The organism is Nocardia sp. NBC_00508 (genome assembly GCF_036346875.1).
In the GTDB taxonomy this organism is placed as follows: Bacteria; Actinomycetota; Actinomycetes; order Mycobacteriales; family Mycobacteriaceae; genus Nocardia.
Window position 1 is genome coordinate 5186770 of the sequence record NZ_CP107852.1, and the last position, 17288, is coordinate 5204057.

Consider the following 17288-nt stretch of genomic DNA (forward strand, 5'->3'; position numbering starts at 1 on the left):
CCTAGTCGGGGTTCGCGGACAGCAGTGCGCTTGCTGCTGCTTCGGCGACTGTGTGGGTGAGTTCGGGCATTTTGTCGCGGTCGCCGTCCAGGATCAGTAGCCAGGCGAAGATCGGGCCGAGCAGGAGTGCCTGCGCGGTGGTCGGGTCGGGCAGGGTTTCGAGTTCGCCGCGGGCGACCGCGCGGGTGAGCACCTCGGTCAGGACGTGTCGCTCGCGTTCGAGGAAGGTCTCCGCGAAGCGGGTTGCCAGCGCGTCGTCGGCGTAGACGTCGGCGAGTAAACCGGCGAGAACGTCGGAAGGGGCGCGGACGAGTTGCGCTGCGATGGTGCGGGCTACCGCGGCCAGGTCCGCGCGCAAGGAGCCTCCGTCGGGTGGTGGCTGCTCCCGCATGTCGTGCACCGCTACGGAGAAGATCATTTCCTGCTTTGTGGCGTACCGGCGGTAGATCGCGGCCTTGCCGACACCCGCCCGCGCCGCCACCGCGTCGACGGTGAGTCCGGCATACCCGTTCTCGGCAAGCAGCTCTCGCGTGGCCCGGACGATAGCGAGATCGACCTCACGGTTGCGGGGCCGTCCCACGGCTTGTTTCGGCTTCGGCACGCTCCTACTATACGGAACTAGCAGTATCGAAACTGACAGTTCCGTAATGAATGGGTGATTCACATGATCAAGTGGGCCGGTCGTCTTTTTGTCTTCCTCGGGTTCGGGCACACGGCGGCCAGTTACGTATTGACGGCTCCGGAGCACGCCGATTCGTGGTTCAGCGCGGAGCTGTGGAAACCGGAAGAGGGAGTCACCGAGATGAGCCCGGCCATGGCGTCGTTCTGGCTGACCGCGGGCAGCTTCGGCGTGCCGTTGATGGTGCTCGGGATGGTTGTCCTGTGGCTGGATCGCCGGGGCATCGTGCCGCCGCTGTTCATCGCCTGGACGTTGGGCATCTGGTCCGTGGTCGCCGCCGTGACTTTGGAGCCCGCCCCCTGGGCGCTCGCCTGGGTCGCGGTCGGACTACTGGCCGCCGGTGTCCGGCGCGCTCGCTTTGCCGAATCGGCGCCCCAGCTCAGTGGTGTGTGAGCTGGGGCGCCGACAGTACCGCGGCGTAGTGCTGTCGGCGCGGACATTGCCCGCGAGAGTCTCTCGCGGGCAACGCCGTAGCGTCTCCGAGCCGGACCGAGGAGGCCTGGTGACCGGACCGGCCTAAATCGTGCTGACCACCTCGTCGTAGTCCAATCGCGGCGAGCGTGGGAACCAGGCGTTCGCGCCCGGCCGGCCGATATTGACCACGACGAGACCGGTGTGGTTGCCGTCCGGGAAGAAGTCCTTGTCCAGCCCCGCGCCGTCGAACCCGTTCATCGGTCCTGCCGCCAGTCCCGCCGCGCGGATGCCGAGGATGAAGTAGCCGATCTGGATCAGGGCATTGAACCGCGCGGACTCGGCCCGGTGGTCCGCGTCGGCGAAGTAGTCCTTGGCGTCGGGCGCGTGTGGGAACACCTTCGGCAAGTTCTCGTGGAAATTCAGATCGGCGGCCAGGATCGCCGCCAGCGGCGCGGCGGCCGTCCTCGGCTTGTTGTTGTCGATCATGTGGGTGACCAGCCGGTCTCGCGCCTCCTGGCCGCGCACCAGCACGATGCGCAGCGGTTGCTGGTTCATCGACGTCGGCCCGTATTTCACCAATTCGTAGATCGCGCGGATCTGCTCGTCGGTGACCGGCTCGTCGGTGAAGGTATTCGCCGTGCGGGCCTCCCGGAACAGGAGCTCCTGGGCCTCGGCGGCGAGCGTGAGCAAGTCTGGCTGAACGGAGTTCACGTAATCTCTCCTCGAAGAGTTTTCGGGGACGGTCGGATGTGCTCAGTCGTGGACGACGCGCCGCGATCGGGTCAGCAGCGCTCCGTCGACGCGGACGAGCACGTCGTGCACGACGCAGCTCGGCGCGATCTCGGGCTTGCTGTTCGGGCGGATCTTCACCACCAGGCAGTAGGCGGTGGACACGATGGTCCCGTCCTCCTGCGGTCGCAGGTTGATCATGTTGAACCAATGTCTGCGCTGCATCGGGTCGGTCTCGAAGCGCTTGTGGAACTCGATCAGGTCGGCGATGATGCCCGCCCTGGTCCGGGCGGGCGGAATGCCCGGTGTGTGCTCGAATTCCGCGTCCTCGGTGAAGGTCTCGGCGTATCCGGGGATGTCGCGGTTGTCCAGCCGCTGCATCTGCTCGGCGTAGAACTGCTGGACCTCGGCGTACAACTCGGTGCGGCTTGCGACGGTGGTCATGGTTGCTCCCTAAGGTTCGGCGGGCCGCGGCTGTACGCCACCGTGGCCGACGTCGCTCGAGCCTCGGTTGAGCCGCAGCGTGCAACCGCCGGTTGACCGGATCTATAGGACGCCCGGCGACCCTGGTGGTCGAGAAGCCCGGCGAGTTCGGAAGATCGACCGATGGAGGAGTCATGGCGGAAAATCGGCGCGTCGCGCTGGTCACCGGAGCAACCAGCGGAATGGGCCTTGAGATCACCAAAAGCCTGGCGGCCCAGGGCATTGCGGTGTTCCTTTGCGCTCGCGACCAGCAGCGGGTGACCGACACGGTGAAGAGCCTGCAGGACGAGGGCCACGAGGTGGACGGCACCGTCTGCGACGTCGCCGACGCCGCGCAGGTCCGCGAGTATGTCGACGCGGGCGTGCGGCGCTACGGCCCGATCGACATCCTGATCAACAACGCAGGCCGCAGCGGCGGCGGCGTCACCGCGCAGGTGACCGACGAACTGTGGTTCGACGTGATCAACACCAATCTCAACAGCGTGTTCCTGATGACGAAGGCGGCGCTGACCGCGGGCGGCATGCTGGAGCGCGGGAGCGGCCGCATCATCAATATCGCCTCCACCGGCGGCAAACAGGGCGTGGTGCACGGCGCCCCGTACTCCGCGTCCAAGCACGGCGTGGTCGGTTTCACCAAGGCGCTCGGTCTCGAGCTGGCCAAGACCGGGATCACCGTGAACGCGGTGTGCCCCGGATTCGTGGAGACACCGATGGCCGAGCGGGTTCGCGAGGTGTATTCCGGGCTGTGGGGTGTCGACACCGACGAGGTGCACGCCAGGGTCAGCGCGCGGGTGCCCATCGGGCGCTACGTGCAGCCGTTCGAGGTGGCGGCGATGGTCGACTACCTGATCGGGCCCGGCGCGGGCGCGGTCACCGCACAGGCGCTGAATGTCTGTGGCGGACTGGGCAATTACTGAGAGGCCGGGCCGATGACCGCACTAGACGAGAACGCCGTGGCTCCCCGCGACACCGGACACGAGGACTATCTCCGGGTCTTGGAAGCGATTCAAACCGGCGCCCTGCAACTGCTCGCGGGCTTCCCACAGCAGCCGAGCGCCTTGCGTTTCCAGGTGGGGGAGGTGACCGTGGAGGCAGAGTGGCAGGCCACCGCGCCGGCACCCACACCCGCGACGACCGCCGCGGTTCCGGTGGAATCCGTTGCAGCGCCGGACTCTCCGGCGCTCGGCGCGGTGGTGCGCGCACCCAGCGTCGGCGTGTTCTACCGCTGCCCCGAGCCGGGCGCGGACCCCTTCGTCGAGGTCGGCGACCGAGTGCAGGCGGGACAGCAGATCGCCATCGTGGAGGCGATGAAGCTGATGATCCCGGTGACCGCCCAGACGGGCGGGGTGGTCACCGGGATACTGAAGGAAGACAACGAACCGGTGCAATTCGACGAACCCTTGTTCTCGTATTCTCCGGAATGACAGTGGATTTCAGGCAGGCGGGCGGCTGCGTCGCCAGGTGAGCACCCGGCGTTGGGTCCGCCCGCCGACCTGCGCGGAGCCGATCAGCCTCAGCACGTCTCCGGTCAGCGACATCTGGCGAACCTGCTCGGTGTCCGCCCACGCCGGGTTGGAGCACACGCTGATCGCGTGCACCACCTCCGTGCCGGATCGCCGCCAGGTACCCGCGTAGCCCATGAACGGGGTCGCCCCCGCGGCGCCGTCCGTGCGCATCATGCTCACCGACATATAGCCGTGCGCGCCGTAGATCAGCAGGCCGCGCGGGTCATCTCCCAGTGGCCCCTGGCTGGTCGCATCGTGTTCGTCGATGTCGAAATAGGATACGAGTTCCCATGTCCCGACGAGATCGGTCGCGTTCATAGGACCAACGATGGCGGCCGCCGCTCTAATCACGCTGTAGCCGAACTGCGGGCGAAGCGGTGACTGATCCGCACCAGCCGCCAGATGATCTCCAGCTCCTCGTGATCGCGTGGCCCGTAGACCATCACCAGCGTCCCGGGCATGAACCCCTGCCTGGCCATCGGGTGCAGCTCCGCCCAGCCCTGCTGGACGGTCTGTGCCACCACGTCTTTCGGCAGGCACATGTGCAAGCTGCCATCGCCGTGTCCGTGCAGGTGAGCGAATTCGGTGCCGGCGAGATACGCCTCGCCGGGACCCTCGGCAATGGTCGGCCGCAGGTGCAGGGCACGGGTATCGGGCAGGGCAATGCCGCTGCGGCCGAGCAGGACGCCGTCCAGGGTGGTCATCCGGGACCACAGCTCCTCTTGCAGGTCCGGTGGGGCGATCTGACTGAGCTGCTGGTGCGGGTTGTGCTCGCGGGTCCGCGGGCGGTCGCCGGAGCGGCGCGGCAGGTCGAGTCGCCCGTCCACTGTTGTCGTCGTCATGACTGTGCTCCCTTCGGGTTTCGCGTCCCTGGAACCACAGTACTTTCCAAAGTATAGTAGTAACCAAGCGGAAAGTGACCAACCGGGAGGACGCATGACGACCGTGCCCGACATCGACCCCTGCCCGATCACGCCGGTCATCGATCTGGTCTTCGGCCGCTGGTCCACCCAGGTCCTGTGGGTCCTCACCCACGACGGCCGCCTCCGCTTCACCGAACTCCAACAGCGCATCCCCGGCCTCACCCCCAAGGTCCTCACGCAGCGCCTACGCCAACTCGAACGTGACGGGTTGGTATCGCGGACCTACCACGCCGAGGTCCCGCCACGGGTGGAGTACGAGGCGACGCCGCTGGCCGCGACTCTGACCCCGGTGTTCAGCAGCATCGTGGAATGGTCCAGCGAGCACCTGGGAGAGGTGCTGGCCGCCCGCGTCGCCTACGACGCGGGCGACGGCGCACATTGAGCGGAGGTCGTCGATTCGGCTGGGAAGCAGGCCGATTCGCGTGCTACGAGCACGGCGCGAGTCGATCGACTCCTGGTCGGCGTGCCCGTCGGGCTCGTACCGACGTTCTTCTAGGCGATGTCATAGTCGGCGGGGTCGATGTGATGCGTTCTCCGCCAGTACTCGTCGGCCGAGTAGGGCCAGTTCGTCGCTGAGCGACCACCCTCGTTGTACCAGCCGGACGTTGTCGAGAAGCCCCACGCGCGGTTCTCGTTGCCGTGGTCGACCCACGCGCCGAATTCGTCGTACACGTCCTTGCGGACGTCCAGCGCACGCTGCCCGGTGACGAGGAGCAGGCGCACGGCGTCGAGGAGGTAGCTGACCGCGCACTCGGAAAAGTAGATGATGCTGCCGCCTTGCCCGACGATATTGGTGTTGGGGCCATAGAGGCAGAACAGGTTCGGGAAGCCGGGGATGGTCATGCCCAGGTACGCGCGTGGCGCACCGTCCCACATCGCGTGCAGGTCCAGCCCTCGGCGGCCGGTGACCGACATCGGGGCCAGGAAACGTGACGCCTCGAATCCGGTCGCATACACGATCACGTCTATCTCGGACTCCTGCTGTCCCGCGACAACGCCGCGTGGCGTGATCCGCTCGATCGGCTCGGTCACCAGCCGCACATCGTCCCGCTGCAGTGCGGCAACCCATCGACCGTCGTCGCACAGCGGACGCTTGGCGCCCACCGGATACTGTGGCACCACGTGCTCGCGAATCTCCGGTGCGTCCGCGAGCTGGGTCTGTATCGCGGCAAGCAGCAGCGAGCGCAACTGCTCATTCGCTGCCGATACCGCTCGTTCGCTCGGTGGATAGGTGTGGTCGACAATCCAGCTGTCCAGCAGGCCGCGCAGGCCGGGGGCGGATAACCAGAAGCGGTACCACTGCGCGTAGTACGGCACGTGCCGAAACAGCCATTGCGCACTTGCCGCAATCGGTTGGCGCAGCTGCGGGGTCGGCCGCAGCCAGGGCGGATTCCGCTGGAAAACCACGACTTCGGCCGCTGTCCCGGCGATCTCCGGGATGATCTGGAACCCGCTGGCACCGGTTCCGATGACCGCGACGCGCTTGCCGGCGAGATCGACCGAGTGGTCCCATGCGGCAGAGTGGAACGCGGGTCCGGCGAAGTCGTCACGACCTTCGATAGCGGGCAGGCGCGGTCGGCTGAGCTGACCGACCGCGCTGACAACACCGTCACACACCGCGCCGGTGGTCCCCGTGGCGGTGCGCAGGGTGAGCCGCCATGACGACGAATTCTCCTCCCACGCCATCGCGGTGACCTCGACACCGAACCGAATGTGCTCGACCAGTCCGTTCCGGTGCGCGAAGTCGCGGAGGTAGTCGAGCACCATGTCCTGGGTGCAGAAGTGGTCCGGCCAGTCGAGTCTCGGGGCAAACGAGTAGCTGTAGAGATGGCTCGGGACGTCGACGCGACAGCCCGGGTAGGTGTTGACGAGCCATGTTCCACCGAGGCCGGGGTTCTTCTCGTAGATCGTGAACGGCACACCGGCCTGGGCGAGCCGGTAGCCCGCGAGCAGCCCGCTCAGCCCGGCGCCGATGATTGCCACCCGGAACTCCCGGCCCGGAGCCAGTTGCGCCTTCGTCCACGTCGGCGCCTTCGGGTCGGTGCCTGCGAGCACGATCTGCTCGGCAAGCAGCGGCACCAGATCCTCGGTGTCCGATCCCAGGGCCCAGCTGGTAATCCGCCGCAGTTCCTCCGGTTTCGGCGCCGGCGGCACCTCGATGTCGCCGTCACGCAGCCGGACCAACGCCTGGAGTGCCTGTTCTCGCACGTCGGCCTCCGCAGCGTCGGTGAGGCCACCTCGCGGCTGGGACGGCATGGCCGCGGGCCGATACTCCGCACGCAGCAAGGAATAGTCGCCGGTGAGGTGCGCGACGGTCATCAGCAGCGCGGGTATCTGCGCGCCGGCCACGTGTGCGCGCAGCGTTTCATCATCGACATCGATCGGCTCGAGCATGGTCACATCGCACCCCAGCGGTTCCTCGGTTCAGTCTCTCGGTGTCCGAGCGTGCTCGACTCCGCTCGAGCCCGGCTACAGCATCGACGGATGGCGAGAGTCGAGGGAGTGACCCGAAGGATTGGGTGCGCCGGGGATCTGGTCTTCGGCCGCTGGTCCACCCAGGTCCTCTGGGTCCTCACCCACGACGGGCGCCTCCGCTTCACCGAACTCCAACAGCGCATCCCCGGCCTCACCCCCAAGGTCCTCACCCAGCGCCTACGCCAACTCGAACGCGACGGGTTGGTATCGCGGACCTACCACGCCGAGGTCCCGCCACGGGTGGAGTACGCGGCGACCCCGTTGGCCGCGACTCTGGCCCCGGTGTTCAGCAGCATCGTGGAATGGTCCAGCGAGCACCTGGGAGAGGTGCTGGCGGCACGCGCCGCATACGACGCGGGCGGGGACTCGAGCTGAGTGGCGGGTCGCAAACCGGCCAGCTCTCCGGCACTGAGGTCCTACAACGCCGTCGATATGGATCGACCACGTGCGGCGTAGGTCCCGTAATCGCTGGAAGCAAGCCCTGACGAGCGGAATATCGGGCAGGCCAACCGGTTTCGCGGCCGCGGCCACTCGAGCGGGTTCGGCTATTGTGGCTGGTGCTGCCGCACCGAGGGGAATTCAAGTGTCCAACCCGTACCACCCGCCGAACCGGGGGCCGCAGCAGGCGCCATGGCACGGCGGCCAGCCGCCCAACTACCCCAACACCGGGCAGCAGTGGCCGTACCCTCAGCCCGGTTCGTATCCGCAGCGGTCGCCGAGCCCGGCCATGGCGTATGTGTCAAGTGGATTCTTCATGTTGTGCGTCCTGCTGTGCGCCGTTCTCGTTGTTTCCGGTTTGGCTGTTGTTCCCGGTTGGGATGGCCCCGACCTGCACAACGGGTCCATGCTGGACGCTCTCATCGGCGCGGCGCTCGTCGAGTACACAACCGGCTCTCTGGATTTCGCGGTGTACGTGACCATCATTGTCGGCGGCGTCTCGGCCGTGTTCACGATCCTGTTGGTGGTCCGGCTGGGATTTGCCCGCTGGATCCTGGCAGGCATCGGCGCACTGGTGAGTCTCTATTATGTCTACGGTCTGATCCGGCTGGTCGACCTGGGCGCTGCCGCCGAGCACTTCACCTGGATCGGCATAGCCCAGCTTGTTTGGCTGGCGGCAACCGTCACCGCCCTGCTACCTGGTACTTCTCGCGCCATGCGCGGATACCGGCACCCGCAGCCATTGCCTTACCACTGATCGCCGCGCCTGCGCCTCCACTCCCGTCGTGGTCGCCATGGTCGGGCTGGCTCGAACTCCAGCCCGACTTGATCGATGGTTGTACCGGCATCGCCCGGCTCTATCTCGGCGTCATCGCCGACAATCGCGGCGATACCGGACAGCAGTGTGGCACAGGTAAGTTCGGCGTCGATGGTGTCGGTGAAGGCGTCGAGACCGGCGAGCACCGACTCGGCCGCGGCACGGGGATCGAACTCGACGTGCGTTTCCGGAAGGCGACCCCGCAGCGGCTGCGCGAACCCGCAGTGTGTCCACTGAGCCGGAACAGTCCACTGCCGTCCATCGAGCACCGCCCTTTGGCAGGTCGGGCAGCACGGAGGGGATTCTTACCGTCTGCCGGGCTAAGGTGCCGGTGCTGGGCGGTGGACCAAAGTGAGCAGGTGCGCGGCTAGCTCGCGCGGCATGGTGATCATGCAGTCGTGGCCGGTCGGGAGGACCAGGAGCCTATCGGCGGGGAGGTCGGCGGGCGGGAGGGTGCGGGGCATGGCGGTGCGCATGGCTTTGAAGGTCTCGCCGCCTTCGCTGCAATAGACGTGCGATACCGGAATCGCTGCTAGGGCTTGGGGGTTCGTTAGTTTCAGCGGTTGCTGGAAGGTCTTCAAGGATTGCGGGGTCTGCATCGACGCGACCCAGCTGAGGTCGGGTTCCTCCGTGACGCCGTAGAGCCCGCCGTCGCCCATAGGTTCGGTTTGGGGCGGTACTCGCCAGCCATCGCCGTGGGCGGCGGCCGCGGCGACGAAGGCCTCGACCATGCCGGGCATGATGTCGGCGACCGCTTCGCCGTCGCGGGGGACGAAGGTGTCGATGTAGACGAGTTCGGCGATGCGGTCGGGGACGGCGTCGGCCAGGGCCGTGACGACGATGGCGGCGTAGCTGTGGCCGACCAGGATGACGTCGGTGAGGTCCTCGGCGGTGACCAGGTCGATCAGGTCTCGGACATGGGTGTCGAGGCCGACGTCCGCGGTCAGTGCGTGGGCGCGGTCGCCGAGACCGACCAGCGAAGGGGCGAGGACTCGGTGCCCGGCGTCCTCGAGCAGCGGGGTGACCCGCTGCCAGACCCATCCGCCGTGGAAGGCGCCGTGGACGAGCAGGTAGGTCGACATGATCATTTCTCCCTGGATTTCGATAGGGCCGTGGCGGTTTCGCTCGCCGGAGGCGGCACGGGCTCGGGGAGGATGCCGAGTCCGATCACGCGGGCCACCAGCCGGGGCAGGCGGGGGAAACGCCGGAGCAGACGGACGAGCAACGGTTTGTCGGTGCCGGGGCGCCCAGCGCTGGGATAGAGGTCGGACAGCAGGTGCAGTTGCGCGAATTGCACTACGCGCATCGGGAATTCGCGGCGCCGCTGAACGGCGCGCAGGGTGGCCGTGGTCGGTGTCGCGCCCGCGGTGAGGACCGGTGCCAGCAGCCTGGCGGCCGCGATGGCGTCCTGCACGGCGAGATTGATCCCGACGCCTCCCGCCGGCGACATCGCGTGCGCCGCATCCCCGATCGCGACCAGTCCCGGCCGGTACCAGCGGCGCAGCCGATCCACCCGGACGTCGAGCGGTTTCACGTTGTCCCAGTCGAGGATCTCGGCATCCAAGTGCGGCGCGAGCACGGGATAGATGGTGGCCAGATCCGCGCGGAACCGCGCCAACCCCGCGTCCCGGATGATCGCGAAGGCGCCCTTCGGGATCATGTACGCGACCTGGAGATAGTCCCCGCGGTCGATACAGACGATGAAGAACCCTTTTCCACTGCGGACCGTGGGCAGGCGCTCACCCTCGGGCTTGGTCACCCGGAACCACAGCACGTCCATCGGTGCGGCGCTGGCGGCGACTTCGAGCAGCCCGGAGCGGCGCACGATCGAATGGCGTCCGTCGGCGGCGATCACCAGATCGGCGGTGATCTCGAGCGGTCCCTCGGGAGTTCGGGCCAGTGCCCCGGTCACCACGCCGTCGCGCTGGATCAACTCGGTGACCTCCGCCTGCTGCACCAACCGGAAACCCGGGTAGCGGCGGCCCGCCTCGGCGAGGAAGTTCAGCACGTCCCACTGCGGCATGAACGCCACGAACGGGAAACGTCCCGGCAGTGCGCTGAAGTCGGCGAAGACGACCGGACCGATTGCCGTCGCCATCGGCAGCTGCGACAGCTCGACGTGCGGCAGCGCGAGAAACTCCTCGGCCAGGCCGAGATCGTCCATCGCGAGCAGCGTCGAGGTGTGCACGGTGTCGCCCCGGAAATCGCGCAGGAAGTCCGGATGCTTCTCCAGCACGAGCACGTCCACGCCGGAACGGGCCAGCAGCAGGCCCGTCATCAGCCCGGCCGGTCCGCCGCCGACCACGCAGACCCGCACGGATTCGGTTCTCACGCCAGGCATGCCGGCACCTGCCCGCCGTTGTAGAGCACCATCTCGTCGAAGATGGACAGCACGTCCAGCGGCTCGCCGAGCGGGCCGCCGGACAGTTCCGCATCGGCGCGATACAGATTGCCGACCAGCCGCTCCTGGTCGACCAGGTCGGCGAACTCGCCGTGGTCGGCCTCCAGCGCGATCGCCAGCGGCGTCAACCCCAGCGCGCGTCCCTCCGCCGCCAGATCCTGCACCCACCGCAGATATCGCAGCGTCTGGTCGAAGATCTCTGGTCCGGTGACCGGACCGTGCCCGGCGACGACCGTCTCGGCGCCGAGTGCGGCCAGCCGCCGCACCGCGGCGACCGACCCGCTGACCGACCCCATCAGGCAGAACGGCGCCGCGCCGGACATCACCAGATCCCCGGCGAACAGCACGCGCTCCTCGGGCAACCACGCCACCACGTCGTTGGTGGTGTGCGCGGCGGAACCGAGATGGCGGAGCTCCACCCGCCGCTCGCCGAGGTGCAGAGTCAACTGTTCGCCGAACGTGATGCCCGGCAACGTGACTCGCACGTCACCCCAGTCCACGTTCGGCCACAGCTTCGTCAGTGCCAGGCCGGTCTCGGCCATCTCGGGCCGGATCCGGTCGTGGCCGATGACGACGGCGGTCGCCCCGAACAGGTGGTTGCCGAAGTTGTGGTCACCGTGGTGGTGGGTGTTCACGATCGTGCGGGCCGGTCCGAGGCCGAGCCCGTCGACGAACTCGACGAGCGCCCGGGTGCGTCCCTCGGTCGCAAGCGTGTCGATGACCACCGCGCCGTCCGGCCCGACCAGCACACCGGCATTGCTCACACACCACCCGCCGCGGCTGTGCGTGTACGCGTAGACCCCGTCGGCGATCTCGCGCACAACCGGCGGTGCGGAGGACTTGGTGGCTGTCATGTCGGCGACTTCGTCGTCTCGGCGTAGCGCACCGCGCACAGCAGCGTATTGCGGCTGTTGGTGGACAACGCCTCGGTCAAATAGGCGCGGGCATCAGCGAGATCCGTTTCAGCGCCGAGAATCTCGCGCGCGGCGGCGGGATTGATCGCGACCGTGTGGCGTGCGGTGACCACCGCGCCGTCCGGGCCGTCCGCGAATTCCCACGCGCCGCTGTGCCCGAAGAGCATCGCCGGTGGCAGCAGCTGCTTGTAATCGATCCGCTCGCCGGGGAAGCAGATACGCACCGACTTGGTGGTATGCGGGATGCCGCCCGCGGTCACCGTGTCCATCTCCATCAGCTGCACGCCGTCGTCGTCCTCGGTGAGCTCGATCCGGCTGACGTGCGGGACGTGCTCGGGCCACCGCTCGCTGTGATAGACGAAGTCGTACAGGTCGGCGGCCGAGCATTGCAGTGTCACCGTGTCTTCGAAGGTGTGGACGACCTCCTCGACCGGGTGGCCCAGCTCCGCGATGCGGGCAAGCGCCGCGAGCTCGGTCTCACTGTTGCGGTCCACCGCCGTGGCGATCTCCTCGGGATCGGCGCCGTCCACCACCGTGAAGTGATGGTCCAGCGTGACTTCGGTGGCAGCGCCGGTTTCGCGCAACGACCAGGAGCCGCCCATCGACGCGATCGGCGCCTGGCTGCGCTCCTGCTCGAAGACGATGCGGCGCTGCTCGGGGTCGAGCACCCGCCGCGAGGTCCAGCTCTTCACCGCGCCGTTCACGGTCGCCCACAGCCGGAATCGCTCGTCGTCCGGCCCGCGGTGCAGGTGGCGCACCAGCACGCTCGGCGCGAAGATCACCGGCCACTTGGTCACGTCGGCGACCAGGTCGTAGACGACGTCGGGCGCGGCCTGAATCACCTTTCGATGGCTCATCACGCGGCTCATGCCACACCCTGCAGTTGGCTGTTGACGATATCGACCAGCTCCTGAGGTGTCCTGACCTCGATGAGCTGCTCCTCCGGGATGGTCACGCCGAAGTCGCGCTGGATCCGCGCCGCGGTCTCGATGAGCGCGAGCGAGTCGTAGCCCAGTTCCTCGAATTCGACCGCGGCGATGTCGCCGTCGAGTTCGGCGAGGTCCTCGCCGCCGGCGCATTCCACGAGAATCCGGCGTAGTTCGGTGATGGTGATGGTCATGGTTCGCTCCTGGGAGTATTCAGTCGGACACGGCGCGCACGACGACCGCGGAGTTGAAACCCCAGCGTCCGCGGGCCAGGACGAGCGCGCCGCCGACAGTGGCGGAGCGCGGGGCGCCGAGAACCAGGTCGATCCGGTAGTCCTCGGCGAGTGTGGTGGTGTACGCGGTCGGCGGGATCACCGAATCGCGCACCGACAGCAGCGCGGTCACGATGTCGAGCGGGCCCGCGCCGGAGAACAGTCGTCCGGTCAGGGGTTTCGACGCGGTGACCGGAACGCCACCGGCTCCGAAGATCGCCTCGATGGCCGCGGCCTCGTCCCGGTCGCGATCGGGGATGCCGGAGGCGTCGGCGAACACCACGTCGATGTCGCCGGGCGTCATCCCGGCGTCGGCCAGGGCGAGTTCGGCGGCCCGGCGCAGACCCGATGGCCGGTCCGAGCCGGGCGGCGGGTCGAAAGTCGAGGCGTACCCGGCGATTTCGCCGTGCACCTTGGGCACCCCCCGGGCCCGCGCGGCGGCGGCGTCCTCGACGACCAGCATCGCGCCGCCCTCACCGGGCACGTACCCCGCCGCGCCGACGTCGAAGGGCAGGTAGGCCCGCTCGGGATCGGTGGACGTGCTGACCGAACCGCTGGCCAGATGCGAAGCCCACCCCCACGGGTCCAGCGCCGAATCGACACCGCCGGTGACCACCAGCGGCGTGCCGCGCCGCACCGTGCGCCGGGCGTGACCGATCGCGTCCAGCCCGCCCGCCTGCTCGGCGACCAGCGCGCTGCTCGGTCCGCGCATGCCGTGCCGGATCGAGATCTGGCCGGTGTTGACCGCGTAGAACCATGCGAACGACTCGTACACGCTGACGTGCTCGGAGCCGAGCGACCACAGCTTGTTGAACTCGCGGTGGGTGAATTCGAAACCGCCGGAGGCGTTTCCGGTCACCACGCCCATGTCGTAGTCGGTCAGCGTCGTGGTGTCGACCTTTGCGTCGTCGAGTGCCCACTGCGCGGCGACCAGGGCCATCCTGGTCGACACGTCGGTCTGCGGCAGCAGTCGGCTGGGCAGATGCTCGGCCGCGTCGAAATCGGCCACCTGTCCGGCCAGGCGCGCCGCCGAGCGGCCGGCGTCGAATCGGGCGAGCGGCGCGATTGCGCCACGTCCGGCCAGCACGGCATCCCAGAAACGTTCCACGCCCATGCCGTTCGGCGCGAGCACTCCCATTCCGGTCACGAGGATCATGCCGCCACCGCCTCCGTCTTGCGCAGCACCATCGCGCTCTGGAAACCGCCGAACCCGCTGCCCACGGTGAGCACCGTGTCCATCCGGTGGTCCCGGGCGACCAGCGGCACGTAGTCCAGATCGCATTCCGGGTCCGGCTCGTGCAGGTTGGCCGTCGGTGGCACCACCTGGTGCTCCAGCGCCAGCAGCGAGGCGGCGATCTCGACCGAGCCGATCGCGCCGAGCGAGTGCCCGACCATCGACTTGATCGAACTCATCGGCGTGGCGTAGGCGTGCCCGCCGAGACTGCGCTTCACCGCGGCGGTCTCGTGCCGGTCGTTCTGCCTGGTGCCGGAGCCGTGCGCGTTGATGTAGTCCACGCCGGTCGGGTCGATCCTGGATTCGTCCAGCGCCACCCGGATCGCCTCGGCCATCTCGCGGCCGTCGGCCTTCAGGCCGGTCATGTGATAGGCGTTGCACCTGGTCGCGTACCCGGAGATCTCGGCGTAGATGCGCGCGCCGCGCTTGCGGGCGCTCTCGTACTCCTCCAGCACGAACATCGCAGCGCCCTCGGCGAGCACGAAACCGTTGCGCGAGTTGTCGAACGGCCGCGAGGCCACCTCCGCCTCGTCATTGCGCGGCGTGGTCGCCTTGATCGCGTCGAAGCAGGCCACCACGATCGGCGTGATCGGGGTGTCCGACGCGCCCGCCACCATGACGTCGGCGGAACCTTCCCGGATCAACTGCACCGCGTGGCCCACCGAGTCCAGGCCCGACGTGCAGCCGTTGGAGACCATCGCCACGGGGCCCTCGGCCCGCACGCTCCAGGCCACTTCCGCGGGCATCACGCTGGGCACCATGTAGTCGAACATGTGCGGCGAGAGATACGACTCGTCGACCAGCCAGTTCTTCCCGGAGTCCGACAGCACCAGGTATTCGCGCTCCAGACTGGTGGCCGCAGCGACCGCACTGCCGAGGCTCACGCCGAGCCGGTGCGGGTCGACCGCGGCGACGTCGAGTCCGCTGTCGGCCACCGCCTCCCGCGCACAGACCACGGCGAACTGCACCGCGCGGTCCATGCGCCGAATCTCTCTGGGCGACAATCCCTCCCGGACGGGGTCGAAATCCGCCTCGCCCGCGACCTGGGACCGGTACGGTGAGGCGTCGAAGAACGAAATCCGGCGCGTCGCGGTGCGGCCTTCGGACAGCAGCTTCCAGAACTCGTCCTTGCCCGACCCACCGGGTGCGCGGACACCGAGTCCGGTGACGACAACGCGGCGGCTCATCGCGCACCACCGGATGCGTGGGTGTTCATGGCGTTATCTCCCTTCGATCGTGCGACCAAGCATCGGGGGCGGTGCTCGAACCTCGCTCGAGCCGAGGAGTCGAGTTGTTCTCTAGCGGGGGCGCGCAGGCTGTCGCTGTGATCGCCCGGCCGGCGCTGTCCGGACCGATCACCCGTTCCCCGAGCACAGGAGACACGCGTGATGAAGTCAGCACACCGCCCCGACGGCGCCGCGGACTGGGTGCTCTGCCCGGCATGCCTGATCCCGCTGTACGGCAAGCGATTCGCCCGCGATCTCGGCGTGTGCGGCGAATGCGGCAGGCACACACCGATCACCGCCGAGCAGCGCATCGTCCAGCTCGCCGACCAGGGCCGGTTCGAGCCGCTGCCCGGGACCGCGACCGACGACGACCCGCTGAGCTTCACCGACACCAAGCCCTACCGGGATCGGCTGGCCGCCGCTCGCGCCCGCACCGGCATGCACGACGCGGTCCTGTGCGCGCACGCCACGGTCGAAGGGCACCCGGTGGTGATTGCCGCGATGGACTTCCGCTTCCTCGGCGGCAGCCTCGGCACCGCGGTCGGCGAGATGATCACCGCGGCGGCCGAAACGGCGCTCGCGCAGCGTATTCCGCTACTCATCGTCACCGCGTCCGGCGGCGCGCGGATGCAGGAGGGCCCGCTGTCGCTGATGCAGATGGCCAAGACGAGTGCGGCGCTGGAACAGTTGGACCGGGCGGGCATCCTCACCGTCACCCTGATCACCGACCCCACCTACGGCGGCGTCGCGGCGTCCTTCGCCACTCTGACCGACGTGCTCATCGCCGAGCCGGGCGCACGCCTCGGATTCGCCGGACGGCGGGTGATCGAGCAGACCATTCGCCAGGAGTTGGCGCCGAAGTTCCAGACCGCCGAATTCCTGCTGGAACGCGGGTTGATCGACATGATCGTGCCGCGCGCGGGCCTGCGCCAGGCGCTCGGTGGACTGCTGCGGGTCGCGGCGCTGGTCGATCCGACCGAAAGCTTGGTTTCCGCGGACCCGGGTGTCATCACCGATCCGGACCGCCTCGCCGAGAACGATCCCTGGGCGCAGGTGCGCCGTGCGCGCACGCCCCAGCGGCCGACCGCGCTCGACTACTTCGCACTCGCCTTCGACGAGTTCCGTGAGCTGCGCGGCGACCGGATCTCCGGTGACTGCCCCGCTGTGGTCGGCGGAACGGCCTGGCTCGGCACGCAACCGGTGATGGTGATCGGGCACCAGAAGGGTCACGAGCCGAAAGAGCTGATGGAACGCAACTTCGGCATGCCGACACCCGCCGGGTATCGCAAGGCGGCACGACTCATGCGTATGGCCGAGAAGCTGGGTCTGCCCGTCATCACCCTGATCGACACGCCGGGTGCCTATCCCGGCGCGACCGCCGAGGAGCAGGGTCAGGCGATCGTCATCGCGGAGAACATCCGGCTGATGTCCGCGCTGCGGGTGCCGGTGGTCAGCGTGGTCATCGGCGAGGGTGGCAGCGGGGGAGCGCTGGCGCTCGGCGTCGCCAACCGGGTGCTGATGTTCGCCAACGGAACGTACTCGGTGATCAGTCCGGAGGGCTGTGCGGCGATCGTCTGGAACGACCCCGCGGCGGCGCCGAAGGCCGCGGCCGCGCTCGCGCTGACCGCCAGGGACTTGCTTCGGCTCGGGGTGGTCGACGCAGTGCTGCCGGAGCCGGGCGACGATGTCGCTGCCGCTCCGGTGGCCGCTGCCGAGCAGTTGTATCGCGCACTGGCCGCGACGCTCGGCGAGCTCGTCGGGCGCAGCGGTGTGGAGCTGGCCGACGAGCGCCGCGCCCGGTTCCGGCGGTTCGGTGCACGGCCGCAGGTGCTCGTCCGGTCGGTGGCGTAGG

At 68.3% G+C, this 17288-nt stretch carries 21 protein-coding genes; 7 read left to right on the forward strand and 14 right to left on the reverse strand.

The window, feature by feature from the left end; translation table 11 throughout:
• Position 1 precedes the first annotated feature (1 nt).
• A complete protein-coding gene (locus tag OHA40_RS23075; RefSeq protein WP_330228964.1) occupies positions 2-601 on the reverse strand; it encodes a TetR/AcrR family transcriptional regulator in 600 nt (199 codons plus the stop codon).
• Between the two features lie 63 nt (positions 602-664).
• Here OHA40_RS23075 and OHA40_RS23080 point away from each other — a divergent pair, with 63 nt between their 5' ends.
• The gene (locus OHA40_RS23080) at positions 665-1072 is read left to right on the forward strand and encodes a DUF6463 family protein (protein ID WP_330228965.1); all 408 of its coding nucleotides are present in this window, start codon (positions 665-667) and stop codon (positions 1070-1072) included.
• 123 nt (positions 1073-1195) lie between these two features.
• On the opposite strand, the gene OHA40_RS23085 is transcribed toward OHA40_RS23080, so the two are convergent.
• Together OHA40_RS23085 and OHA40_RS23090 are read right to left on the reverse strand one after the other, a co-directional pair.
• Positions 1196-1804 carry a malonic semialdehyde reductase gene (locus OHA40_RS23085; RefSeq protein WP_330228966.1) on the reverse strand — a complete coding sequence of 203 codons (609 nt, stop codon included), beginning with the start codon at positions 1802-1804 and terminating at the stop codon, positions 1196-1198.
• A gap of 42 nt (positions 1805-1846) precedes the next feature.
• Positions 1847-2266, reverse strand: a complete 420-nt coding sequence (locus OHA40_RS23090; RefSeq protein WP_330228967.1) for a nuclear transport factor 2 family protein — start codon at positions 2264-2266, stop codon at positions 1847-1849.
• Positions 2267-2439: 173 nt separating this feature from the next.
• Between OHA40_RS23090 and OHA40_RS23095 the strand changes: the two genes are divergently transcribed.
• Positions 2440-3222, forward strand: a complete 783-nt coding sequence (locus OHA40_RS23095; RefSeq protein ID WP_330228968.1) for an SDR family NAD(P)-dependent oxidoreductase — start codon at positions 2440-2442, stop codon at positions 3220-3222.
• A 12-nt stretch (positions 3223-3234) separates the two neighbouring features.
• Positions 3235-3729: an acetyl-CoA carboxylase biotin carboxyl carrier protein gene (locus OHA40_RS23100; RefSeq protein ID WP_330228969.1), complete on the forward strand. Its 495-nt coding sequence runs from the start codon at positions 3235-3237 to the stop codon at positions 3727-3729.
• A 9-nt stretch (positions 3730-3738) separates the two neighbouring features.
• On the opposite strand, the gene OHA40_RS23105 is transcribed toward OHA40_RS23100, so the two are convergent.
• Together OHA40_RS23105 and OHA40_RS23110 are read right to left on the reverse strand one after the other, a co-directional pair.
• A complete protein-coding gene (locus tag OHA40_RS23105) occupies positions 3739-4128 on the reverse strand; it encodes a lipocalin-like domain-containing protein (protein WP_330228970.1) in 390 nt (129 codons plus the stop codon).
• A gap of 29 nt (positions 4129-4157) precedes the next feature.
• Positions 4158-4652 (reverse strand): luciferase domain-containing protein, encoded by a 495-nt coding sequence (locus tag OHA40_RS23110; RefSeq protein WP_330228971.1) that lies wholly within the window; start codon positions 4650-4652, stop codon positions 4158-4160.
• Between the two features lie 94 nt (positions 4653-4746).
• Between OHA40_RS23110 and OHA40_RS23115 the strand changes: the two genes are divergently transcribed.
• Positions 4747-5115 carry a winged helix-turn-helix transcriptional regulator gene (locus tag OHA40_RS23115; protein WP_330228972.1) on the forward strand — a complete coding sequence of 123 codons (369 nt, stop codon included), beginning with the start codon at positions 4747-4749 and terminating at the stop codon, positions 5113-5115.
• 110 nt (positions 5116-5225) lie between these two features.
• Here OHA40_RS23115 and OHA40_RS23120 read toward each other — a convergent pair whose 3' ends face one another.
• Positions 5226-7127, reverse strand: coding sequence for a flavin-containing monooxygenase (locus OHA40_RS23120; RefSeq protein WP_330228973.1), 1902 nt, complete (start codon positions 7125-7127; stop codon positions 5226-5228).
• A gap of 108 nt (positions 7128-7235) precedes the next feature.
• Here OHA40_RS23120 and OHA40_RS23125 point away from each other — a divergent pair, with 108 nt between their 5' ends.
• Both OHA40_RS23125 and OHA40_RS23130 read left to right on the forward strand, forming a co-directional pair.
• Positions 7236-7583, forward strand: coding sequence for a winged helix-turn-helix transcriptional regulator (locus tag OHA40_RS23125; RefSeq protein WP_330228974.1), 348 nt, complete (start codon positions 7236-7238; stop codon positions 7581-7583).
• Positions 7584-7962: 379 nt separating this feature from the next.
• Positions 7963-8403, forward strand: coding sequence for a hypothetical protein (locus tag OHA40_RS23130; RefSeq protein WP_330228975.1), 441 nt, complete (start codon positions 7963-7965; stop codon positions 8401-8403).
• Here OHA40_RS23130 and OHA40_RS23135 read toward each other — a convergent pair.
• The 8 genes from OHA40_RS23135 to OHA40_RS23170 are packed head-to-tail and all read right to left on the reverse strand — an operon-like array spanning position 8394 to position 15397.
• The gene (locus OHA40_RS23135; protein ID WP_330228976.1) at positions 8394-8732 is read right to left on the reverse strand and encodes a hypothetical protein; all 339 of its coding nucleotides are present in this window, start codon (positions 8730-8732) and stop codon (positions 8394-8396) included. The two genes, OHA40_RS23130 and OHA40_RS23135, sit on opposite strands and share 10 nt — an antisense overlap.
• A 51-nt stretch (positions 8733-8783) precedes the next feature.
• Positions 8784-9545, reverse strand: a complete 762-nt coding sequence (locus tag OHA40_RS23140) for an alpha/beta hydrolase (RefSeq protein WP_330228977.1) — start codon at positions 9543-9545, stop codon at positions 8784-8786.
• Between the two features lie 2 nt (positions 9546-9547).
• The gene (locus OHA40_RS23145) at positions 9548-10804 is read right to left on the reverse strand and encodes an FAD-dependent oxidoreductase (RefSeq protein WP_330228978.1); all 1257 of its coding nucleotides are present in this window, start codon (positions 10802-10804) and stop codon (positions 9548-9550) included.
• Positions 10792-11718: an MBL fold metallo-hydrolase gene (locus OHA40_RS23150; protein ID WP_330228979.1), complete on the reverse strand. Its 927-nt coding sequence runs from the start codon at positions 11716-11718 to the stop codon at positions 10792-10794. The genes OHA40_RS23145 and OHA40_RS23150 overlap by 13 nt, the downstream gene beginning before the upstream one ends.
• On the reverse strand, positions 11715-12647 hold the full coding sequence (locus OHA40_RS23155) for an aromatase/cyclase (RefSeq protein WP_330228980.1): 933 nt from the start codon (positions 12645-12647) through the stop codon (positions 11715-11717). The genes OHA40_RS23150 and OHA40_RS23155 overlap by 4 nt, the downstream gene beginning before the upstream one ends.
• The gene (locus OHA40_RS23160) at positions 12644-12898 is read right to left on the reverse strand and encodes an acyl carrier protein (RefSeq protein WP_330228981.1); all 255 of its coding nucleotides are present in this window, start codon (positions 12896-12898) and stop codon (positions 12644-12646) included. The genes OHA40_RS23155 and OHA40_RS23160 overlap by 4 nt, the downstream gene beginning before the upstream one ends.
• Before the next feature lie 19 nt (positions 12899-12917).
• Positions 12918-14132, reverse strand: a complete 1215-nt coding sequence (locus OHA40_RS23165) for a ketosynthase chain-length factor (RefSeq protein WP_330228982.1) — start codon at positions 14130-14132, stop codon at positions 12918-12920.
• Entirely contained in the window at positions 14129-15397 is a 1269-nt protein-coding gene (locus OHA40_RS23170; protein ID WP_330228983.1) for a beta-ketoacyl-[acyl-carrier-protein] synthase family protein, read from the reverse strand. Before OHA40_RS23170 ends, OHA40_RS23165 begins: the two co-directional genes overlap by 4 nt.
• 201 nt (positions 15398-15598) lie before the next feature.
• Between OHA40_RS23170 and accA the strand changes: the two genes are divergently transcribed.
• Positions 15599-17287 (forward strand): acetyl-CoA carboxylase carboxyl transferase subunit alpha, encoded by a 1689-nt coding sequence (gene accA, locus OHA40_RS23175; RefSeq protein ID WP_330234339.1) that lies wholly within the window; start codon positions 15599-15601, stop codon positions 17285-17287.
• Position 17288 lies beyond the last annotated feature (1 nt).

Excerpts from the sequence above, each read along its gene's own strand:
- OHA40_RS23140 (WP_330228977.1), bottom strand. The coding sequence starts at position 9,545 with ATGTCGACCTACCTGCTCGTCCACGGCGCCTTCCACGGCGGATGGGTC.
- OHA40_RS23165 (WP_330228982.1), bottom strand. The coding sequence starts at position 14,132 with ATGATCCTCGTGACCGGAATGGGAGTGCTCGCGCCGAACGGCATGGGC.
- OHA40_RS23120 (WP_330228973.1), bottom strand. The coding sequence starts at position 7,127 with ATGCTCGAGCCGATCGATGTCGATGATGAAACGCTGCGCGCACACGTG.
- OHA40_RS23160 (WP_330228981.1), bottom strand. The coding sequence starts at position 12,898 with ATGACCATCACCATCACCGAACTACGCCGGATTCTCGTGGAATGCGCC.
- OHA40_RS23090 (WP_330228967.1), bottom strand. The coding sequence starts at position 2,266 with ATGACCACCGTCGCAAGCCGCACCGAGTTGTACGCCGAGGTCCAGCAG.
- accA (WP_330234339.1), top strand. The coding sequence starts at position 15,599 with ATGAAGTCAGCACACCGCCCCGACGGCGCCGCGGACTGGGTGCTCTGC.
- OHA40_RS23110 (WP_330228971.1), bottom strand. The coding sequence starts at position 4,652 with ATGACGACGACAACAGTGGACGGGCGACTCGACCTGCCGCGCCGCTCC.
- OHA40_RS23130 (WP_330228975.1), top strand. The coding sequence starts at position 7,963 with ATGTTGTGCGTCCTGCTGTGCGCCGTTCTCGTTGTTTCCGGTTTGGCT.
- OHA40_RS23105 (WP_330228970.1), bottom strand. The coding sequence starts at position 4,128 with ATGAACGCGACCGATCTCGTCGGGACATGGGAACTCGTATCCTATTTC.
- OHA40_RS23115 (WP_330228972.1), top strand. The coding sequence starts at position 4,747 with ATGACGACCGTGCCCGACATCGACCCCTGCCCGATCACGCCGGTCATC.
- OHA40_RS23080 (WP_330228965.1), top strand. The coding sequence starts at position 665 with ATGATCAAGTGGGCCGGTCGTCTTTTTGTCTTCCTCGGGTTCGGGCAC.
- OHA40_RS23170 (WP_330228983.1), bottom strand. The coding sequence starts at position 15,397 with ATGAGCCGCCGCGTTGTCGTCACCGGACTCGGTGTCCGCGCACCCGGT.
- OHA40_RS23155 (WP_330228980.1), bottom strand. The coding sequence starts at position 12,647 with ATGAGCCGCGTGATGAGCCATCGAAAGGTGATTCAGGCCGCGCCCGAC.
- OHA40_RS23100 (WP_330228969.1), top strand. The coding sequence starts at position 3,235 with ATGACCGCACTAGACGAGAACGCCGTGGCTCCCCGCGACACCGGACAC.
- OHA40_RS23145 (WP_330228978.1), bottom strand. The coding sequence starts at position 10,804 with ATGCCTGGCGTGAGAACCGAATCCGTGCGGGTCTGCGTGGTCGGCGGC.
- OHA40_RS23095 (WP_330228968.1), top strand. The coding sequence starts at position 2,440 with ATGGCGGAAAATCGGCGCGTCGCGCTGGTCACCGGAGCAACCAGCGGA.
- OHA40_RS23150 (WP_330228979.1), bottom strand. The coding sequence starts at position 11,718 with ATGACAGCCACCAAGTCCTCCGCACCGCCGGTTGTGCGCGAGATCGCC.